Annotated in this window: 16 protein-coding genes and 1 pseudogene; 5 read left to right on the top strand and 12 right to left on the bottom strand. The window is 70.4% G+C overall.

Annotation, left to right across the window (positions count from 1 at the left end; translation table 11 throughout):
• The first annotated feature begins 718 nt into the window (after positions 1-718).
• Entirely contained in the window at positions 719-1621 is a 903-nt protein-coding gene (locus AC068D_RS10605; protein WP_478822566.1) for a hypothetical protein, read from the top strand.
• 231 nt (positions 1622-1852) lie between these two features.
• Here AC068D_RS10605 and AC068D_RS10600 read toward each other — a convergent pair whose 3' ends face one another.
• Entirely contained in the window at positions 1853-2260 is a 408-nt protein-coding gene (locus AC068D_RS10600; RefSeq protein ID WP_478822565.1) for a hypothetical protein, read from the bottom strand.
• Between the two features lie 361 nt (positions 2261-2621).
• Between AC068D_RS10600 and AC068D_RS10595 the strand changes: the two genes are divergently transcribed.
• Complete coding sequence (locus AC068D_RS10595; RefSeq protein WP_478822564.1) at positions 2622-3170, top strand: hypothetical protein; 549 nt, start codon at positions 2622-2624, stop codon at positions 3168-3170.
• Positions 3171-3271: 101 nt separating this feature from the next.
• Here the strand turns inward: AC068D_RS10595 and AC068D_RS10590 are convergent.
• The 3 genes and pseudogenes from AC068D_RS10590 to AC068D_RS10580 form a co-directional block, all read right to left on the bottom strand.
• Positions 3272-3421: pseudogene (locus AC068D_RS10590) on the bottom strand (SDR family oxidoreductase); the annotation flags it as partial.
• Between the two features lie 45 nt (positions 3422-3466).
• Complete coding sequence (locus AC068D_RS10585; protein ID WP_478822563.1) at positions 3467-3937, bottom strand: GNAT family N-acetyltransferase; 471 nt, start codon at positions 3935-3937, stop codon at positions 3467-3469.
• A 168-nt stretch (positions 3938-4105) separates the two neighbouring features.
• Positions 4106-4846: an SDR family oxidoreductase gene (locus AC068D_RS10580; RefSeq protein WP_478822562.1), complete on the bottom strand. Its 741-nt coding sequence runs from the start codon at positions 4844-4846 to the stop codon at positions 4106-4108.
• A 202-nt stretch (positions 4847-5048) separates the two neighbouring features.
• Between AC068D_RS10580 and AC068D_RS10575 the strand changes: the two genes are divergently transcribed.
• Both AC068D_RS10575 and AC068D_RS10570 read left to right on the top strand, forming a co-directional pair.
• The gene (locus AC068D_RS10575) at positions 5049-6875 is read left to right on the top strand and encodes a S9 family peptidase (RefSeq protein ID WP_478822561.1); all 1827 of its coding nucleotides are present in this window, start codon (positions 5049-5051) and stop codon (positions 6873-6875) included.
• 178 nt (positions 6876-7053) lie between these two features.
• On the top strand, positions 7054-7803 hold the full coding sequence (locus tag AC068D_RS10570; protein WP_478822560.1) for an SURF1 family protein: 750 nt from the start codon (positions 7054-7056) through the stop codon (positions 7801-7803).
• 510 nt (positions 7804-8313) lie between these two features.
• Here the strand turns inward: AC068D_RS10570 and AC068D_RS10565 are convergent.
• From AC068D_RS10565 to AC068D_RS10545, 5 genes are all read right to left on the bottom strand, one after another.
• Complete coding sequence (locus AC068D_RS10565; RefSeq protein WP_478822559.1) at positions 8314-9735, bottom strand: hypothetical protein; 1422 nt, start codon at positions 9733-9735, stop codon at positions 8314-8316.
• Entirely contained in the window at positions 9732-10445 is a 714-nt protein-coding gene (locus tag AC068D_RS10560; protein ID WP_478822558.1) for a SigE family RNA polymerase sigma factor, read from the bottom strand. Before AC068D_RS10560 ends, AC068D_RS10565 begins: the two co-directional genes overlap by 4 nt.
• 278 nt (positions 10446-10723) lie before the next feature.
• Complete coding sequence (locus tag AC068D_RS10555) at positions 10724-11842, bottom strand: aspartate-semialdehyde dehydrogenase (protein WP_478822557.1); 1119 nt, start codon at positions 11840-11842, stop codon at positions 10724-10726.
• The gene (locus AC068D_RS10550; RefSeq protein ID WP_478822556.1) at positions 11839-13119 is read right to left on the bottom strand and encodes an aspartate kinase; all 1281 of its coding nucleotides are present in this window, start codon (positions 13117-13119) and stop codon (positions 11839-11841) included. Before AC068D_RS10550 ends, AC068D_RS10555 begins: the two co-directional genes overlap by 4 nt.
• A 321-nt stretch (positions 13120-13440) precedes the next feature.
• Complete coding sequence (locus AC068D_RS10545; protein WP_478822555.1) at positions 13441-14469, bottom strand: YncE family protein; 1029 nt, start codon at positions 14467-14469, stop codon at positions 13441-13443.
• A gap of 55 nt (positions 14470-14524) precedes the next feature.
• On the opposite strand from AC068D_RS10545, the gene AC068D_RS10540 reads away from it, so the two are divergent.
• Positions 14525-15523 (top strand): LysR family transcriptional regulator, encoded by a 999-nt coding sequence (locus tag AC068D_RS10540; RefSeq protein ID WP_478822554.1) that lies wholly within the window; start codon positions 14525-14527, stop codon positions 15521-15523.
• Here AC068D_RS10540 and AC068D_RS10535 read toward each other — a convergent pair.
• The 3 genes from AC068D_RS10535 to recR all read right to left on the bottom strand — a co-directional run bounded on the left by AC068D_RS10535 (position 15497) and on the right by recR (position 17919).
• Positions 15497-16240, bottom strand: coding sequence for a hypothetical protein (locus tag AC068D_RS10535; RefSeq protein ID WP_478822553.1), 744 nt, complete (start codon positions 16238-16240; stop codon positions 15497-15499). The genes AC068D_RS10540 and AC068D_RS10535 overlap by 27 nt on opposite strands.
• A 418-nt stretch (positions 16241-16658) precedes the next feature.
• Positions 16659-17327: a DUF5063 domain-containing protein gene (locus tag AC068D_RS10530; RefSeq protein ID WP_478822552.1), complete on the bottom strand. Its 669-nt coding sequence runs from the start codon at positions 17325-17327 to the stop codon at positions 16659-16661.
• Positions 17320-17919: a recombination mediator RecR gene (gene recR, locus AC068D_RS10525; RefSeq protein WP_351571506.1), complete on the bottom strand. Its 600-nt coding sequence runs from the start codon at positions 17917-17919 to the stop codon at positions 17320-17322. The genes AC068D_RS10530 and recR overlap by 8 nt, the downstream gene beginning before the upstream one ends.
• Between the last annotated feature and the right edge of the window lie 45 nt (positions 17920-17964).

Raw genomic sequence — 17964 nt, 5'->3', positions numbered from 1 at the left:
GGTGCCCCCGCTCCGTCCATCGGGGTGAACTTGCGCCACATGATCTTGCAAAGCTCGTTCCCCTGCCATCCACCTCTTCACGAGCGCCTTCACCAGCAGCGGCCCACGCCCCGACTCGTCCTGCAGCCCCGGTCCGGCACATGCCGAAAGGCATCAGCACCCGTGGACCATCGGTGGACAGGAAGCGGTCGAGCAGGCAGAGGCAGCCCTGTGATCAGCAGCGAAGTACCGCGACCACCGCGACCGCAGCCGACCCGCCACCGGCCGCAGGCACCGATGACCGGCCGGGCCTCCGCCGAGTCGGTCACGTGGTCGGGTCGTTCGACGTCGGTGGGCCGTTCGACATCGGTGGGTCGCTCTCGATCGGTGGGGAGCGTGGAGGCGACACCCTGGGCGTGGGGGCGTCGGCAGCGCGGTGACCGCATGCCGGTGGTGACGCCTATCCCACCCGAGCAGGACGGCATCGGCGGCATCGAAGCCTTCGGAGCGCGACGCCCTCGGAGATCTCGGCGTCCTCGGGAGCACCAGTCCCCGAAGTAACTCGACAAGCCTGCACACGTCTGGACAACCTGCCGCAATTCGCCCGCGCCGCGATACGGTGTTCCCGCGTTGTTCCCGCGTTTCGCAACGATCCGCGCCATCGGCCGCACCACCCTGGCAGAGCGCCAGTCCTGAAATCCGCGAGGTCGCCGCATGATGCCGATCCGATCCAGCAGCGATGGCTGACGCGGCCTCACGCGCCGAGCAGCGGGCCGCACTTGTGCGGGACGACGCGGCGGGACGCTACGCGCTGGCGCAGGAGTTCTACCGGCTCGCCGCAGGACCTCGCCACCGGTACGGCCATGCCGAGCTGAGCTTCATGCCCTGGTCACTTGCGCGCGGCGTGCTCGCGCCGGAAACCTCCGACCCGCCGGGCAGCCCCTGGTGGCGCGCCGTCAACGAACGGCTGCTGCGGGACAAGACCGAGGCACACCTGCTGTGTGCCGGGGGCACGGGCACAGCCGGCGCCCGCAGCGTCGAGTACTGGGTGGACTTCATCCGCACGCCCGAGCCCGGCCGTTGGTACCGCGCGCACAACGCCAGCATCGTCGCGGGCTACTTGCAGCACGAGGATCTGGCCGCCGCCGAGCTGCAAGTGGAGCGGTTCATGATGAATGTCGCGCTGCTCCGCGTCCTGTTCACTCACGCGATGCTCGCCCAGCCGCGACTCGCGCTCGGCCGGCTGTCCGCCCTCGGCCCCCTGATGGCCGACCCGCGCCACCGGACCGTGAAGATGTATCTCGACCTCGGCCGGTCCTTCCCTTCTGTGTATCCCGTGACGGCGCCCGTCGAGGGAACCATCCTCGACGAACACACCCTCGCCCGCATGCTCGACTACGGGGTGATCGCCCCACGGCTGCCTGCGCTCTACGAGCTCTCGGCCGCATTGCTGGACGAGGCGCGGCTCCCAGCTCTGCTGGACGACGGTGTCCCGGCCTACGCATGGCCGCACGCGGACCGGCCGATCTGGTACATCGGCAACACGGGCCCGCACCTGCGGGCCATTGCCCGCGCCACTGGCGTGCGCCTGCTCTGGGAACCGTCACCCCTCGCCCGCGCGCGCCGCAGGCCGCACCGGTGACGGCGCTGCTCCGCAGCGGGGCCCACAGTGCGTACACCGAACCGGTGGGACGTCGTGGTCACCCGGCTGCCGGGGGCACCGCCCCGCAGCCGAAACGCTGCGGGGCGCAGGGAGGCAGAAGGCGCCTGCCCACTCCGGAAGGCCGCCACTCCGGTCACCGTCTCAGCACCTCATGGCGCGGTGGTCAGCATCCGCCCCGGCGACCAGAGGTGCTCGTCACGAAGTGTGCGGTTACGGGACGACGTAGGTGCCGCACTTGATTGCCACCCAGGCACGGCTACCGCGGTGATTCACGGGAAGCCAGGTGTTGTACGACCGGCCCCCGGTCGTGCAGGTGTAGCTGCCGCCCTGAATCGCGCCGCTGCAGCTGGAGATCCAGCAGTTGATGGAGTCGTGGCCGCTCGAACCCGGGCAGCTGCCATTGCGGTTGTACAGAGTCCGCAGGAGGGATGACGAAGTGGTCGCTGCTGAACGGACATTGAGCTTGCAGTAGACCATGTCGGGGGCGGCGTAACCGGTGGCGGCAGCGGACGCCTTTGCGATTGCGGCCGAGGCGGGAGCGGCGGTGGCGGTGCCGGCCATGCCCACGACGGCGAGAAGGATTCCGGAGAAGAGAGCCAGGAGGCGCGTGATGCGCACGATTCGGTCCTTTCGATCAAATGTACTTCCGGGTCGACGGGGAGTCGGGATCGGACACGACTCAGCCGGCGGCATCCTCGCCTGGTTTCGAGAACAGTGATGGATGCGCCCGGCGCGCAAAGCCCCCCATGCCCCGTGACACGGTTGTCCTCCCTGACGGGAGGTCATGCCCCCATATCTTCGCATGTGTTCACATGGATTCGATCTTCAGCCCGGAGAGCCGAACAGACCACGCTCGATCGGGTGTCGCTGCACAGCGGCCGTCGGCGGACTCGGCCCCCGTGTGACAGTTGCATCGCGAGGCTGCCCCACGAGTGTTGCCGGGCTTCCACCGGGGACCAGAGGTTGCCATGATCCCCTCATGGCTGACAGAAACGAACCCGTGTACGAGGCCCATTACGGGTGGGACCTCAAGACCACCGGCGCCGTGGCGGTCTCCGCACTGTTCACCGTGGCACTGCTGCTGCCCGACATTCCGCTGCTCGCACGGATTCTCGGACTGCCGCTGTTCGGTGTGGGCGGGCTGCTCATGACGTACATCGCGATGAGCCGCAAGGTGGCTCTGCGTGTGGACGAGACAGGTGTGCTGCTGGGCGGAACCCCTGTCCGCTACCGCACGACCACGGCTCACGTCCCGTGGCAGGACATCACCGCCGTCGTGTGCTGGCGGCAACCCCCGCCTGCGAATCTGCCGTACGTGGGTGTGTCCAGGAGGCCGGGCGCCGCCTCCCTGCCCGGCCCCGGGCAGGGACGCAAGGCTCATACCGCCATGCAGTTGCTCGTGCCGCATGTGCCCGCCGACGTGGTACTGGCATCCCGCGCCGTGAACGGTTGGAGACTCGACCGGCACCGACTGGCAGCAGCAGTCGCGCACTTCGCCCCGGGAACTCCGGTCACCGACATCCGCTAAGGGCTGTCCCGGGAGGTGTCCGGGCCGACTCCGGTCCGATGCCGCGGACGGGAAGTCGGCCCTTGCGCGGCCTTGCGCGGCTCGTGCTCGGCCCGTACGGCTCAGCGGCCGCCTGCGACTCCGAGCACAGTGCCGGTGGTGAACGAGGCATCCGCCGAGAGCAACCAGGAGACGGCTCCCGCGATCTCGGCAGGCTCGCCGGGTCGTCCGAGGAGGATCACGACGGCGACCTTGGCCGGCCGGTCGGGGTCCCCCATCGCGGCGCGCATATGAAGCAGATCCCGACGGTCGAACGCTCAGACCAACTCCAGTTCGCCCACTTTCTCGTCCCCGCTCGTCTCTCCTGTCAGCCGGAACCCGAGCCCCAGGTAGAATCTCTCCGGGCCGTCCTCACCCGGGTGCCAGGTGGTGGTCAGTCGGGTGCCGCCACGGCGGCGGATCTCGGCGGCCACGCACTCGACCGCGAAGCGGCCGTGCCCACGACCTTGTTCCCCGGCCGCGATGTTGAGGCGCCAGAGGCCGGAGCGCAGGTCGGTGCCCTTGCCTTCGCCGGTGAAGTCGATGTCGAAGAACGCCATGAGGAATCCGACGGGCCGGTCTCCGTCGAGGATGAGACGGGGCCAGGCCGTGTCCGGATGCACATAGGCCTCGGCGAGGGACTTCACGACGGGAGCGACCAGGTGCTCCTGGTCCGGACGCACCTTCAGGCCGATCGCGACGTCGAAGTTGTCGGGGGTGATCTTCTCCAGGCGGAGGGCGGTCGTCATACGACAACCGTAGCCTTGTGGATCAAGCGGATTTCGGGCTCGGATTCCTGCGGCATGCGAAGGCCGACGGGCTCGGCAGGCGCCTCGCGGAGGGATGAAGTCGTAGCAGCCGTCATGACGAGGGACGGCCCGACCCCGCCGCGCGCGGCGGGGCCAGCCTGGTCCTGCTCAGCGGCCGCCGGCGACCCTCAGAACCGTTCCCGTGGTGTACGAGGCATCGGCCGACAGGAGCCAGGAAACGGCGCCGGCGATCTCCGCAGGTTCGCCCGGTCGTCCGAGCGGTGTCAGGGCGGCGATCCTGGCAGGCCGGTCGGGGTCGCCCATCGCGGCATGCATGTCGGTGGTGATGGTGCCGGGGGCGACCGCGTTGACCCTGATGCCGTCCGGCCCGAGTTCCTTGGCGAGGCCGACGGTCAGGGCATCGGTGGCGGCCTTGGTCGCCGCGTAGTGGACGTATTCCCCGGGGCTGCCGAGGGTGGCGGCCGCGGACGAGACGTTGACGATGGCCCCGTGGCCCTGCGCCGCCATGTCCCTGGCTGCTCTGCGACAGCACAGCAGGTAGCCGAGCAGGTTCACGTCCAGGACCCGTCGCAGGTCCTCGGTGCGGGCATCGGCGAGCGAGGTGAGCGGGCCGGTGACGCCGGCATTGTTGACCAGGCCCGTGACCGCCCCGAGTTCGGCTGCCGCGACGTCGAACAGCCTCTCCACGTCGGCCTCTTCGGAGGTGTCCACCCGCACCGTCACACAGCGTGCTCCCGCCGCGCGTACACCGTCCGCGGTCGCCTCGGCGGCTGCGTCGTTGCTGACGTGTCCCAGGGCCAGATCGTGCCCGTCTGCCGCCAGCCGGAGACACGTCGCCGCGCCGATGCCCCGGCTGCCGCCCGTGACGATGGTGACCGGACGTGGCACGCGTGGCCTCCTGCGTTCGCTCCTGTGTGCACCGAACCCGCTCGGGAGTGCCGACGAATCCGTTCCATCACGGTATCGGCCACGCCACGCGTGCACGGCCGCGCCCCCGTGCGGCCCGACGCACCGCCGTCCTCACGGGCGGCAGGGAAGTTATCCACAGGCTGCGGACGACGTGAACGCATTGTGGGCGGCTCGGCGCAGAATGGGGGGCATGACTGAGATCACCGAGTCCACGCCGCAAGCCGTGCCGGACGCCGCGTCGGACATTCCCGCCTGGGAGCGGCGTTTCCGGGCACCGCGCGTCTCCCTGCCCGACTGGGCAGAGGACGCCCCCGACCGCTCGCTCTTCGTGTCGAACGCGACGGGGACGTACGAGCTGTACGCATGGGACCGCGCGAGCGGCGAGCAGCGTCAGGTGACCGACCGGCCGAACGGGACGACGGACGGTGTGCTCACGCCCGACGGCGAGTGGATCTGGTGGTTCGCGGACCATGACGGTGACGAGTTCGGGATGTGGATGCGTCAGCCCTTCGGCGGTGGGGCCGATGAGCCCGCGGCGCCCGGGCTCGAGGCCTCGTACTCGGCGGGGATGGCGCTCGGGCGGGACGGCACGGCGGTGGTGGGCCGCTCGACGGACGAGGCCGGGACGACGATCCATGTCGTACGGCCCGGGTGGAGCCCGGTCGAGATCTACCGGCATCGCGAGTCGGCATGCGTCGGCGATCTCTCCCACGACGGGACGCTCATCGCGGTCGAACACACCGAGCACGGCGACGCCATGCACTCGGCACTGCGCGTCGTCCGGCTCGACGGCACGACGGTGGCCGAGCTGGACGACACCAAGGACGGCTCGGTGGAGCTGGGCCTGGAGGTGCTCGGTTTCGCACCGATCGACGGGGACACCCGGCTGCTGGTGGGGCACCAGCGGCGCGGGCGTTGGGAGCCGATGCTGTGGGACGCGGCATCCGGCGAGGAGACCGACCTGGCGGTCGAACTGCCCGGCGACGTGAGCGCCGAGTGGTATCCCGACGGCTCGGCGCTGCTGATCGGGCACAGCTTCGAGGCCCGGAGCGAGCTGTGGCGCTTCGACCCGGCGACGCGAGCGCTGACGCGGGTGGAGACACCGGCGGGGACGGTCTCGGGTGCCACGGCCCGGCCGGACGGGACGGTGGAGTACGTGTGGTCGTCCGCCGCACACCCGCCGAAGGTGCGTTCCACGACCGGACGGGACGTGCTGGACCCTCCGGGGATGAAGGCCCCGGGGTCCGTAGGTGTGGAGGACGTCTGGGTGGAGGGGCCGGGGGGACGGATCCATGCGCTGGTCCAACGGCCGGAGGCAGAGGGCCCCGTCCCGACGATCTTCGAGATCCATGGCGGTCCGACCTGGCACGACAGCGATGCGTTCGCGGCTGGACCTGCGGCATGGGTGGACCACGGTTATGCGGTGGTCCGGGTCAACTACCGGGGTTCGACCGGGTACGGCCGGGAGTGGACGGACGCGCTCAAGCACCGGGTCGGGCTGATCGAGCTGGAGGACATCGCAGCGGTCCGCGAGTGGGCGGTGGCCTCGGGACTGGCGGATCCCGCGAAGCTGATTCTCGCGGGTGGCTCGTGGGGCGGCTATCTGACGCTGCTCGGGCTGGGAACACAGCCGGACGTCTGGGCACTGGGCCTGGCCGCGGTGCCGGTCGCGGACTATGTCACGGCCTACCACGACGAGATGGAAGCCCTGAAGGCGATGGACCGCACCCTGATGGGCGGCACACCGGAGGAGGTCCCCCAGCGGTACGAGGCGTCGTCGCCGCTGACGTACGTGGACGCGGTGAAGGCGCCGGTCTACATCTCGGCAGGCGTCAACGACCCTCGCTGCCCGATCCGCCAGGTCGAGAACTATGTGGACCGGCTGGCAGCCCGTGGCGCCGTACACGAGGTGTACCGGTACGACGCGGGGCACGGCTCGCTGGTGGTCGAGGAGCGGATCAAGCAGGTGCGGCTGGAGCTGGACTTCGCCGCCAGACATCTGGGGTAGCCGCCGGACCACTGTCCGGTCCTCTGGGGTTGCCAGGCCGCGGCCGGGATCCGGCGGCCCTGAGGACCGGTTCGGCGAGCGCCCCGGGCAGACCGCAAGGGGGACCCCGTCAAGAACGGCGGTCCGGGGAGGAGGCCCCGAGGACCGGGGCAAGCAGGGCGTTCCGTACCGTGGAGGGGTGTACCGGTTCCTGCTGACGCCCCGCTGGTGGGGGATCAACGTCTTCGTCGCGCTGAGCATTCCGTTCTGCATCTTCATGGGGACGTGGCAGCTCGGCCGTTTCGAGGACCGCGTCGACACGCACAAGGCCGCAGAACGGCGGCCCGAGCCGGGCAAGCAGGCCGCCGCGCCGCTCGACCGGCTGCTGCCCGTCGACCAGGAGACCTCGGGCCGGCATGCGACGGCCACCGGCCGGTACGGCGAGCAGTTCCTCGTGCCGGACCGGCAGCTGGACGGAAAGCGCGGCTCGTATGTGCTGACGCTCCTGCGCACCGGCAGCGGCAAGGCGCTGCCCGTCGTCCGGGGCTGGCTGCCCGCCGGGGCCGAGGCGCCGGCCGCACCGGCCGGCGAGGTCACGGTGACCGGTGCCCTGCAGGCGTCGGAGACAGCGAGCAGCGACGGGGTGCGCACCGCGGGCGGACTGCCGCGCGGCCAGCTGGCCATGATCAGTGCAGCCTCGCTGGTCAACTTGGTGCCGGACGATGTGTACGACGCGTGGATCACGCTCACCACCGCTCCGGACGGGATGACGCCCGTGCCCGCTGCGGCGCCGCAGGGCAGCACACTCGATCTGAAGGCGTTCCAGAACCTCGGCTACACGCTGGAGTGGTTCGCCTTCGCGGGCTTTGTGCTGTTCATGTGGTTCCGGTTCGTACGGCGTGAGGCGGAGGCGGCGAAGGACGAGGCGCTCGGCCTCGACACCGCCTGAGCCGGCCCTCGCCCCCGCGCAAGTCCTCTGCACCGCCCGGCCGGATTTCCCACCGGCTGACCTTCAGCACCGCCTGCCACGGCCCGCGGCGAGCCACGGGCCACCACGGTCCGGTCTCACCCCTCCCCCGTCGAACGGGCGCAGCGGGGCACACATGACGGCATCGCCCACGGTGGGACACACGGGTACCGTCCACAGCGCGCCCGCCCCGCACTCCGGCGCTACAAGGGCAAGGGAGGGGCGGCGAGATCGCGGACGAGCCGCGACAGGGGTCCCGGGCCAGGCCGACAGCGAGGGCCGCGGGCAAGGGCCCGGTGGCCAAGCCACGGGCGGGCCCCGGCGGCAGGGGGCTGGGGCCTCTCGTTTGGATCTTGCCGGGCTAGTGCTGTGACACGCACGCTCGCCGCGTTGTCGCCGGTCGCCCACGCTCCGCGTGGGCTCCCTCCTCCGCCTTGCGATCCCACGCACCGGACCCCGCTCACCGGTCCAGCCCGATCCAAACGAAAGACCCTAGGACGCGTCCAGGACGCCTGTGCGGTAGATGGTGCCGGCGCAGGCGTTCGGGATCGTCGCCTCGGCCTTCGCGGCTCCGGCTGCCGGGGTGTGCGAGACGGAGATGCTGCCGTCCGCCGTTCCACCGTCCTCGGAGCCGAGCTGCGGACTTGCGTCCGTCGCCGTCGCCGTACCGTCGGTCGTGCCCGACGAACCGCCGTCCGATGGCGTCGGTTCCGGCGAGGCTCCGGTCGTGGGGCAGGTCTCGGACGGGACGAAGGCGAACTTCACCTCGTACGACGTCGACGGCTCCAGCAGCACCGCGCCGGCCTGGGCACCCGGGTCGGGCAGTCCGGTCGCGGCGTCGCCGCTGGTGTGGTCGACCACGCTGATCTTCGCGGCGTCGGCGGCGCCCACCGCCTGGAAGTCGACCGAACCGGCGCCGGTGACCGCACAGCCGACGGCTGAGACGTTGGCGATCCGGAACGTGCCGTACACCTTGCCATCGGCGTCCGGCGCACTGAGCTCCGTCCCGTCGACACCCAGCTGAGCGGCTTCGCAGGTGGGCGTCTCGGCGGGGATGGCGTCCGCGGCATCGACCGGGGCACCCGGTGATTCGGATGCCTTGTCGCTGCCCGGCTCGTCCGACTTCTCCGGTCGCTCGGGCTCGCCCGGGATGCCGGGCAGCCGGTCGGTGGGGCTGTCGGTCCCGCCCTCGCCGGTGTTGCCGTCGGTCTCGGTGCCGGTGCCTCCCTGGGCCTGCTCCCCGTGCCCCGCGTTGACGGGCTTGGCCGTGGAGAGGCCTCCGGTGTTCGCGACATGGACGAACGCTGGAACCGCCGTGCCGAGCAGGATCACCGATGCGGCCACGCCGACGAGGGCCTGGCGCTTGCGGGCCCGTCGGGCGGGCACGGCCCTGCGGAGGTGGTCCAGGGCGCCTTCGGAGGGTGTGAGGTCCTCGACGGCACCGTGCAGCATCCGTCGCAGGGCCAGCTCGTCGCCGTCGAAGGCGTCACCTTCGAAAGCGTCTCCGCCGAAGCCGTCACTGCCGAAGCCGTCACTGCCGAGCGCGGCCGCGAGGGCGTCAGCACCTGCACCGGCGGTTCCACCGGCCGCGGCTCGACCCGTAGCGCCTGCGCTGTCCCGTGTGCCCCCTGGGCCATCCATGGCGCCCCGGGCCGCGTCGCCCTCCACGTCCGTGCCGGCGCCTGCTTCCGTTCCCACGGTGCGGTGGTGCGGCGTGTTGCCGTCGTCGCGGCCGCCGTCCCGTCCGCTGTCAGGCCTTTCGTGCATACCGTCCAGTGGCCCGTTGTTCACAATTCCGTTCCCAGTCCGGTCGTTCAACGGCCCGTCCGGCCCGTACAGCTCAGTTTCCTGCTCACGATCCTGCCGGGCCTCGATGTCCGGCTCAAGTTCGTGCTCGTGCTCACGCCCGTTCATGCCGAGGCCCCCATGGCGACGCGCAGTGCCGCGATGCCACGCGATCCGTACGCCTTCACCGAGCCGAGGGATATACCCAGTGTGTCGGCGACCTGAGCCTCCGTCATGTCCGCGAAGTATCGCAGGACCAGGACCTCGCGCTGGCGTCGCTGGAGCCCGCGCATCGCCTTGATCAGCGCGTCCCGCTCCAACTGGTCGTACGCGCCCTCCTCGGCGCTCGCCATGTCCGGCATCGGCTTGGAGAGCAGCTTCAGCCCGAGTATCCGGCGGCGCAGTGCGGAGCGCGACAGATTGACGACGGTCTGCCGGAGGTAGGCCAGGGTCTTCTCCGGGTCCCGGACACGATTGCGCGCCGAGTGGACCCGGATGAAGGCCTCCTGGACGACGTCCTCGCAGGATGCGGTGTCGTCGAGCAGCAGGGCCGCGAGGCCGAGCAGCGACCGGTAGTGGGCCCGATAGGTCGCGGTGAGATGGTCGACGGTGGTACCAGCGGCCATCGTCTCTTCAGCGCTCTCGCGCTGCGACGGTATGCGGGTGGGGCGTGCAGCAGGCATAGGAGCGATCACCGGCATGCCGCCGGCCGCACGGGGCCGCCGGAGTGGTCGCACTGCAGCGCCGCGTACCGGTGCGGCACCGACGGCGCGGGTCGGGAGCACGGCTGTGCCGCCGCCGACCGGGACCACCGCTGTGATTTCGAGTACCTCTGCCACGCCTGTTGGACACGCTGCCCCCCGTCAGGGTTGTACGCGCACACCACCGCAATTGACGATGCACCGTATGCCCTCATGCGTACCCGCTCTTCCCGAATGCCCCATATTTCGCGGCACCACGAAGGGGCGACCGCAAAGACGCTCCCCGCCGGACCACCGGTTGCGGAATGGCGGGAAAACATCGTCGAACATGCCATCACCCCAGTACAAGTGGTACATGCAAGCGACTTGCTCACAGGGTGTTCACAGATCCTACAAAGGGTCGTGAGGAGCGGCGCTCAGTATTCTCCCGCAGACGTCCCGCCCGGGGCGCGATCCCGCCCTCCGGCGGCGTCGCCGGGGGTCCCGGTGAGGGTTTTCGCGAGGGCCTCGGCGATCTGCGCGGTGTTCAGCGCGGCACCCTTGCGCAGGTTGTCGCCGCACACGAAGAGGTCGAGGGCACGACTGTCGTCCATGGCCCGCCGCACCCTTCCCACCCAGGTCGGATCGGTTCCCACCACGTCGGCCGGCGTGGGGAACTCGCCGGTCGCGGGATCGTCGCACAGCACCACACCCGGCGAGGTGGCGAGGATCTCGTGGGCCCTTTCGACGCTCACCTCGCGCTCGAAGCGGGCGTGCAACGACACGGAGTGCGCTGTGACGACCGGCACACGGACACAGGTCGCGGAAACGCGGAGTTCGGGCAGATCGAGGATCTTGCGGGTCTCCGAGCGGATGGCGAGCTCCTCCGACGACCAGCCGTCCTCCGCGAGCAGCCCGGACCACGGCACCACATTGAGCGCCATGGGGGCGGGGAAGGGCCCGACGCCGTCGCCGACGGCACGCCGTATGTCACCGGGGCCCGTACCCAGTTCCGTGTCCGCGACCAGCGCCAGCTGCGAGCGCAGCGCTTCGACACCGATCTGTCCCGCACCGCTCACGGCCTGGTACGCGGACACGACGAGCTCGTCGACCCCGAACTCGGCGTGCAGCGCACCGATCGTGACGATCATGGCCAGCGTCGTGCAGCCGGGGCTCGCAACGATGCCGCGCGGGCGGACCCGTGCGGCATGCGGATTGATCTCGGGCACGACCAGGGGAACATCCGGATCGAGCCGGAATGCGGACGAATTGTCCACGACCACCGCGCCCTTGGCGACGGCGACCGGCGCCCAGTGCGCGGCCACATCGGCCGGCACCAGGAACAGCGCCACGTCGATCCCGGTCAGCGACTCCTCGGAGAGCGCGACGACCTCGGTCCGCTCGCCGCGCACGGTCAGCTTGCGGCCGGCCGAGCGCGGCGAGGCGATCAGGCGTATCTCGCCCCAGATGTCCGCGTGCTGCGACAGGATCTGGAGCATCACCGCGCCGACGGCCCCGGTTGCACCGACGACCGCCAGCGACGGCTTGCGGTTCACCGTCCGGTGCCCCCGTAGACGACCGCCTCGTCGGAGTCACTGTCCAGACCGAAGGCGGTGTGGACGGCGCGGACCGCCTCGTTGACGTCGTCCGCACGCGTGACCACCGAGATACGGATCTCGGAGGTCGAGATCAGCTCGATGTTCACACCGGCGTCCGAAAGCGCCTCGAAGAACGACGCGGTGACACCGGGGTTGGTCTTCATTCCGGCGCCGACCAGCGAGATCTTGGCGATCTGGTCGTCGTAGCGCAGCGACTCGAAACCGATGGCGGTCTTCGTCTTCTCCAGCGCGTCGATCGCCTTGCGTCCCTCGGTCTTCGGGAGGGTGAAGGAGATGTCGGTCAGACCCGTGGACGCGGCGGAGACGTTCTGCACCACCATGTCGATGTTGATCTCGTTGTCCGCGATGGCGCGGAAGATCGCGGCCGCCTCGCCCGGCTTGTCCGGGACGCCGACGACGGTGATCTTCGCCTCGGAGGTGTCGTGGGCGACACCGGAGATGATGGCCTGCTCCACCTTGCGGGCTCCTTGCTCGGAGTGCGGTTCATTGCTGACCCAGGTGCCCTGCAGCCCCGAGAAGGACGAGCGGACGTGGATCGGGATGTTGTAACGGCGTGCGTACTCGACGCAACGGTGCAGCAGCACCTTGGAACCGGAGCTGGCGAGCTCCAGCATGTCCTCGAACGAGATCCAGTCGATCTTGCGGGCCTTCTTCACGACCCGCGGGTCGGCGGTGAAGACGCCGTCGACGTCGGTGTAGATCTCGCAGACCTCGGCGTCCAGTGCCGCGGCCAGCGCGACGGCGGTGGTGTCCGAGCCGCCACGGCCGAGAGTGGTGATGTCCTTCTTGTCCTGGGACACACCCTGGAAGCCGGCGACGATGGCGATGTTGCCCTCGTCCAGCGCCGTACGGATCCGGCCCGGCGTGACATCGATGATGCGCGCTTTGTTGTGGACCGAGTCGGTGATGACGCCTGCCTGGCTGCCCGTGAACGACTGGGCCTCGTGGCCCAGGTTTTTGATCGCCATGGCCAGCAGGGCCATGGAGATCCGCTCTCCGGCGGTCAGCAGCATGTCGAACTCACGCCCGGCAGGGATCGGGGATACCTGCTCGGCGAGATCGATCAATTCGTCCGTCGTGTCGCCCATCGCCGACACCACGACGACCACCTGGTGGCCGTTCTTCTTGGCATCGACGATCCGCTTGGCGACGCGCTTGATGCCTTCGGCATCAGCAACGGAGGAACCTCCGTACTTCTGCACGACAAGGCCCACGTGCGCTCCTCGCTCGGTCTCTGCCGCAGTCGTTACTGCGGTCGGCTCAGTTTAACGAGCGGGCCGGGAACGCCCCCTGTGTATCGCATCGTGAGATGTCCCGCTCACGAACCGAATACCCGCGAGTCCCACGCTTTCCGCGGGCGGGGCGCTCCTGGCCGCTCCAAGTTCGTGTCTGCCCGTTGCCCGCGCGGACACGCCGAATGTGGCGTCCCTCACGTCGGCCGGGGTGAAGGCGACGTCACCGCGGACGGACGCGTCCCGGGTGTCCACCGCGCCGAGCCACGCCCGGCGCCGCCGGGCCGCGCCCCGCCCCCGGCATCAGCGCGGTCCGGGGGCGGGAATGTATGCCAGCCCGTGCGCTCCCGGCTCCCCGGCCCGCCCGATGTGCAGTGTTGTGATCACGTCGAACCGCTCGAGGTCCACCACCGTGACCGTGCTGCTCGCGACATTGGCGACATAGCCGGTGGACCCGTCCGGCGAGGACGTGATCGTCAGCGGGAACGCGCCGGTCTCCACCCGGCCCAGCTCCTCGACCCCTCCGGGCGCATGGATGCGAAGCAGTCCGCCGAGCTGGGTGCCGAGGAGCGATCCGCCGGGCGCACCGATGCGCTGTTCGCCGGCGAGGACCAGACCGCGGACCGTGACATGCACCGGGAAGACCTGGCCGTCGGCCGGGAGGGTACGGACGATCCGCCGCGTCCGCGTGTCGATGACCCGTACCCCCGCGTCGGGCACCGGTCCGGGGGCGAACTCCCCCTTCGGTGCGGCCACATACACCTGCCGGCCGTCGGGCGACACGGCGATGCCCTCGCTGCCCGGCACCGCGATCCGGTCGAGGAGTTCGCCCGATTCCAGGTCCACGACCCCGACGAACGGCGCTTCCTTGTTGGCGACGTAGGCGTGGCGGCCGTCCGGCGTGAGGGCGAACCAGTGCGGACCGGGCGCCATCACCGGGATCCGGCGCACCGGCTTGCGGGTGGCGAGGTCGACGGCAACGAGACCGCCGGGAACATCGGGGCCGTTGCCCTCGACGCTGACATGGAGGAGGCCGCGCGCCGCGTCGAGGGCGATGCCGTGCGGCCCGTGTTCCGGGGAGAGGTCGACGACATCGACGAGACGGCAGGCGTCCGGGTCGACGACCGCGAGCTCATGGGCACGGCCGCTGTTGGCGTGGTAGTAGCCGGAGCGGTAGGTGATGGTGCAGTAGAGCAGCCTGCGGGCAGCGTCGAAGCACAACTCATGGGGTTCGCTGGGAAGTTCGAGGGTGCCGCGCTGCTCGTAGGTCCCGGCGTCGAAGAAGGTGACGGTCGGCCCGCTCTGGCTGACAACTGCGAGTGTGTCGTTCATGGCAACAGCCTTCTGCGGCACCCCGATTCACTCCAGTGCAATGTCGGCAAGGAGTATGTGCGCCGGACGCAATCCAGCTGGCCGACGCGGAAACGGACGGCCCGACGGTGACGGGGGTCACACCATCGAATCGCTCGATCTGAATCTGCTCGTCACACTCGACGCACTGCTGGAGGAGGAGAGCGTCACCGGCGCCGCCGCCCGGCTGCATCTGTCCGCCCCTGCCGTGAGCCGCGCGCTGGGCCGTGTCCGCGCGCAGCTCGGCGATCCCCTGCTCGTACGGGCGGGACGCGGGCTCGTGCCCACGCCCCGTGCCGTGGAACTGCGTCCGCGCGTGCGCGCCGTGGTCGAGCAGGCGCGCGGGCTGCTGGTTCCGGGGCCGGTCGTCGATCCCGCCACGATGGAACGGCAGTTCACGGTTCAGGCGAACGACATGGTGCTCGCCGGCGTCGGGGCGCGACTGCTCTCCGCCGTCGCCTCCCGGGCGCCGGGCGTCACACTGAGCTTTCTGCCGGAGAGCCTGGAGGGCACGGCGGCGATGCGCGAAGGGCGTCTCGACCTGGAGATCGGGGTGATCGAGCACGGGGACCCGGAAACCCAGGTGGAGTCGCTGGACCGGTCGCGGCTGCTCGGAGCCGTACGGGCGGGGCATCGCCTCGACCAACCCCGGGTCACGGCGAGGATGTTCGCCGCCGCGGGCCATATAGGCATCTCCCGCCGGGGAAAGGTACGCGGTCCGATCGACGAGCGGCTCGGCGCCCTCGGGCTGAAGCGGCGGATCGCCGCGGTGGTGCCCGGTTATGCGACCGCCCTCCTGCTGTGCAGGGACACCGACCTGGTCTGTCTCACTCCCGCCGGTGCCGCCGAGGACCATCTGGCAGCGCTCGGGCTGCGTTCCTTCGAGATTCCACTGGAACTGCCGCCCCTGGTACTCGGGATGGCCTGGCATCCGCGCAACGATGCGGACCCGGCCCATCAGTGGCTGCGGGCGCAGGTCCGCACCGTGCTGTCCGCGTTCGGAACGGCTTCAGCCGCGCACGCCGACCATCAGTGACGTACGCACGGGAACGGCCTGGTCGTACGGGGCGTCCTGGGGTGCGGCGGTGTCCACGAGGGTGACCATCAGCGGCGTCGCGCCGGCCGGGGCATCCGCGGCGGCGCGCAGACGGAAGCGTTCGACGCGGCCCGCCTCGCGGGCGAGCGGGGTGCCTGCGGGTGTGAGCCAGTGGGGCGGGGCGTCATTGGCGACACGGAGGTCGAAGGGGGCCCAACGGCCGCTGACGGGGCTGCGGTGCTCAAGGACGAGGCCGTTCCGCTCGGGGGCGGGTCCCTCGCCCGGCCCTTCCATGATCTCCATCTGGAGGGCGACGGCGATCTCGTCGTAGGCACGCGTGTTGCCGTTGTGGATGTGCACCGTGAACTCCTTGGCCGCGCCGCCCCGTACGAGATCGATGCGGCCGCCCGCGGTGGAGGCGTACATGCTGACGACGGTCGGCCTGGCGGGCGGTGAGGGCTTTGTCGCCGCGGGGACGGGCGGGCCAGGCTCGGTGGGGGTCGCAGTGCCGGTGGCTCCGGCCCCCGGCCCCCGGGCCGGTGATGCCGAGGACACGGGTGGGGACATGGGTGGGGACGTGAACGCCGGGGTGAGGGACGGCGGGTCCGGGACCGCGGCCGCCTTCGTCGGGGACGGGTCGGGGCCGCAGCCGGTCAGCAGCGCCGCGGCGATCGCGGCGACGGCGGTTGCCCTGGGCACGCTGCGCGTACGTCTCACGTGTTCCGCTCCCCGCAGGACGCACCGTGGCGCGTTGAATGTTGAATATCGAAGGACCTTCAACGTACTGCGTGGCCGGGGTCATGGGACCGGGTGGAAGGTATCGCTTCCGCTACGACGGCACCCCTGGTGCGGATGAGTGCGGCACGGCACGCAGGCACAGCCTTGCCGGGCGCGGCCGCACAGAAACAGGGCACCGCGCGGTGGGCGGCACCGCGGGTACTGGTGCACCGTGCGGTGCAGTGCCGGTCGCCGCGCGGTACGGCTCACCGCACCTGCCTCGGTCGCCGCGCGGTACGGCTCACCGCACCTGCCTCGGTCGCCGCGCGGTACGGCTCACCACGGCGGTACGGCTCACCGCACCTGCCGGATTCACGGCCGGTGCGGACTCACGCGCTCGGGTTCACGCGCCCTGAATTCACGGCGCGGTGCGGACCTTGCGCAGCCCCAGCGGCCTGGCGATCTCCTCCGTCATCACCCGGCCCGCCTCCTCCGCGAGGTCGTCCTCGGTGATGTCCTCGTCGGTGTCCAGACCGTCCAGCTCCTGGAGAGGCTGGTCGAGGCGCACATGGGCCACGAGGGACTGGAGGGCGCGCAGAGTCGCCGACGCGGTGGGGCCCCAGTTGGAGAAGTAGGAGAACTGCCACCACCACAGCGCCTCGGAGGTACGGCCGGCACGGTAGTGGGCCAGGCCGTGGCCGAGATCGGTGACGATGTCCGCGAGGTTGTCCGAGATCCGGCACGGCACCGGCGCCTTGCGGGGCTCGTACGGGTCGAAGACCTCCGAGAAGACATCGATCGGGTCCAGCAGGAGCGCATACCGCTCGCGGAGCTCGTCCACGTCCGGGTCCGGGCCCGTGTCCGGCTCGTAGCGCTCGTCCGGGACGATGTCCTCGTGCGCGCCGAGCCGGCCGCCCGCGAGAAGCAGCTGGGAGATCTCCAGGAGCAGGAAGGGCACCGCGCTGTCGGGCTCGTCGCCCCTCGCCACTTCCTTCGTCGCCACGATGAAGCTCTCGATCGAGTCGGCGATCTGGACCGCGAAGTCGTCCGGGTCCTGGGTGGCGGAGTGGAGCGTTGCGTCAGACATCGAGAAGTCGTCTCCCCTCGAAGGCACGCCCGAGCGTGACCTCGTCGGCGTATTCCAGATCGCCGCCAACGGGAAGTCCGCTGGCGAGGCGTGTCACCTTCAGCCCCATGGGCTTGATCATGCGCGCCAGGTACGTGGCGGTGGCCTCGCCCTCGAGGTTGGGGTCGGTCGCCAGGATCAGCTCGGTGACCGCGCCGTCCGCGAGCCGCGCGAGCAGTTCACGGATGCGCAGGTCGTCCGGGCCGACACCCTCGATCGGGCTGATCGCGCCGCCCAGCACGTGGTAACGCCCACGGAACTCACGCGTCCGCTCGATCGCCACCACGTCCTTGGGCTCCTCGACCACGCAGATGACCGCCGGGTCACGGCGTGCGTCCCGGCAGATGTTGCACTGCTCCTGCTGCGCGACGTTGCCGCACACGGCGCAGAAGCGGACTTTGTCCTTCACCTCGAGGAGGGCGTGGGCGAGGCGGCGGACGTCGGTCGGCTCGGCCTGGAGGATGTGGAAGGCGATCCGCTGCGCGCTCTTGGGACCGACGCCGGGCAGCCTGCCCAATTCGTCGATGAGGTCCTGAACAACGCCTTCGTACAACGGAACGCCTCTCCGGGATTGCTTCGATGGTTAAGGTAGTTGGTC

The organism is Streptomyces sp. NPDC043861 (assembly GCF_056435905.1).
Note: the sequence above shows the minus strand (reverse complement) of the source record. Positions and strands in the feature narration are given on the sequence as shown.

Excerpts from the sequence above, each read along its gene's own strand:
- AC068D_RS10605 (WP_478822566.1), top strand. The coding sequence starts at position 719 with ATGGCTGACGCGGCCTCACGCGCCGAGCAGCGGGCCGCACTTGTGCGG.
- AC068D_RS10595 (WP_478822564.1), top strand. The coding sequence starts at position 2,622 with ATGGCTGACAGAAACGAACCCGTGTACGAGGCCCATTACGGGTGGGAC.
- AC068D_RS10585 (WP_478822563.1), bottom strand. The coding sequence starts at position 3,937 with ATGACGACCGCCCTCCGCCTGGAGAAGATCACCCCCGACAACTTCGAC.
- AC068D_RS10575 (WP_478822561.1), top strand. The coding sequence starts at position 5,049 with ATGGGGGGCATGACTGAGATCACCGAGTCCACGCCGCAAGCCGTGCCG.
- AC068D_RS10565 (WP_478822559.1), bottom strand. The coding sequence starts at position 9,735 with ATGAACGGGCGTGAGCACGAGCACGAACTTGAGCCGGACATCGAGGCC.
- AC068D_RS10545 (WP_478822555.1), bottom strand. The coding sequence starts at position 14,469 with ATGAACGACACACTCGCAGTTGTCAGCCAGAGCGGGCCGACCGTCACC.
- AC068D_RS10540 (WP_478822554.1), top strand. The coding sequence starts at position 14,525 with ATGTGCGCCGGACGCAATCCAGCTGGCCGACGCGGAAACGGACGGCCC.
- AC068D_RS10530 (WP_478822552.1), bottom strand. The coding sequence starts at position 17,327 with ATGTCTGACGCAACGCTCCACTCCGCCACCCAGGACCCGGACGACTTC.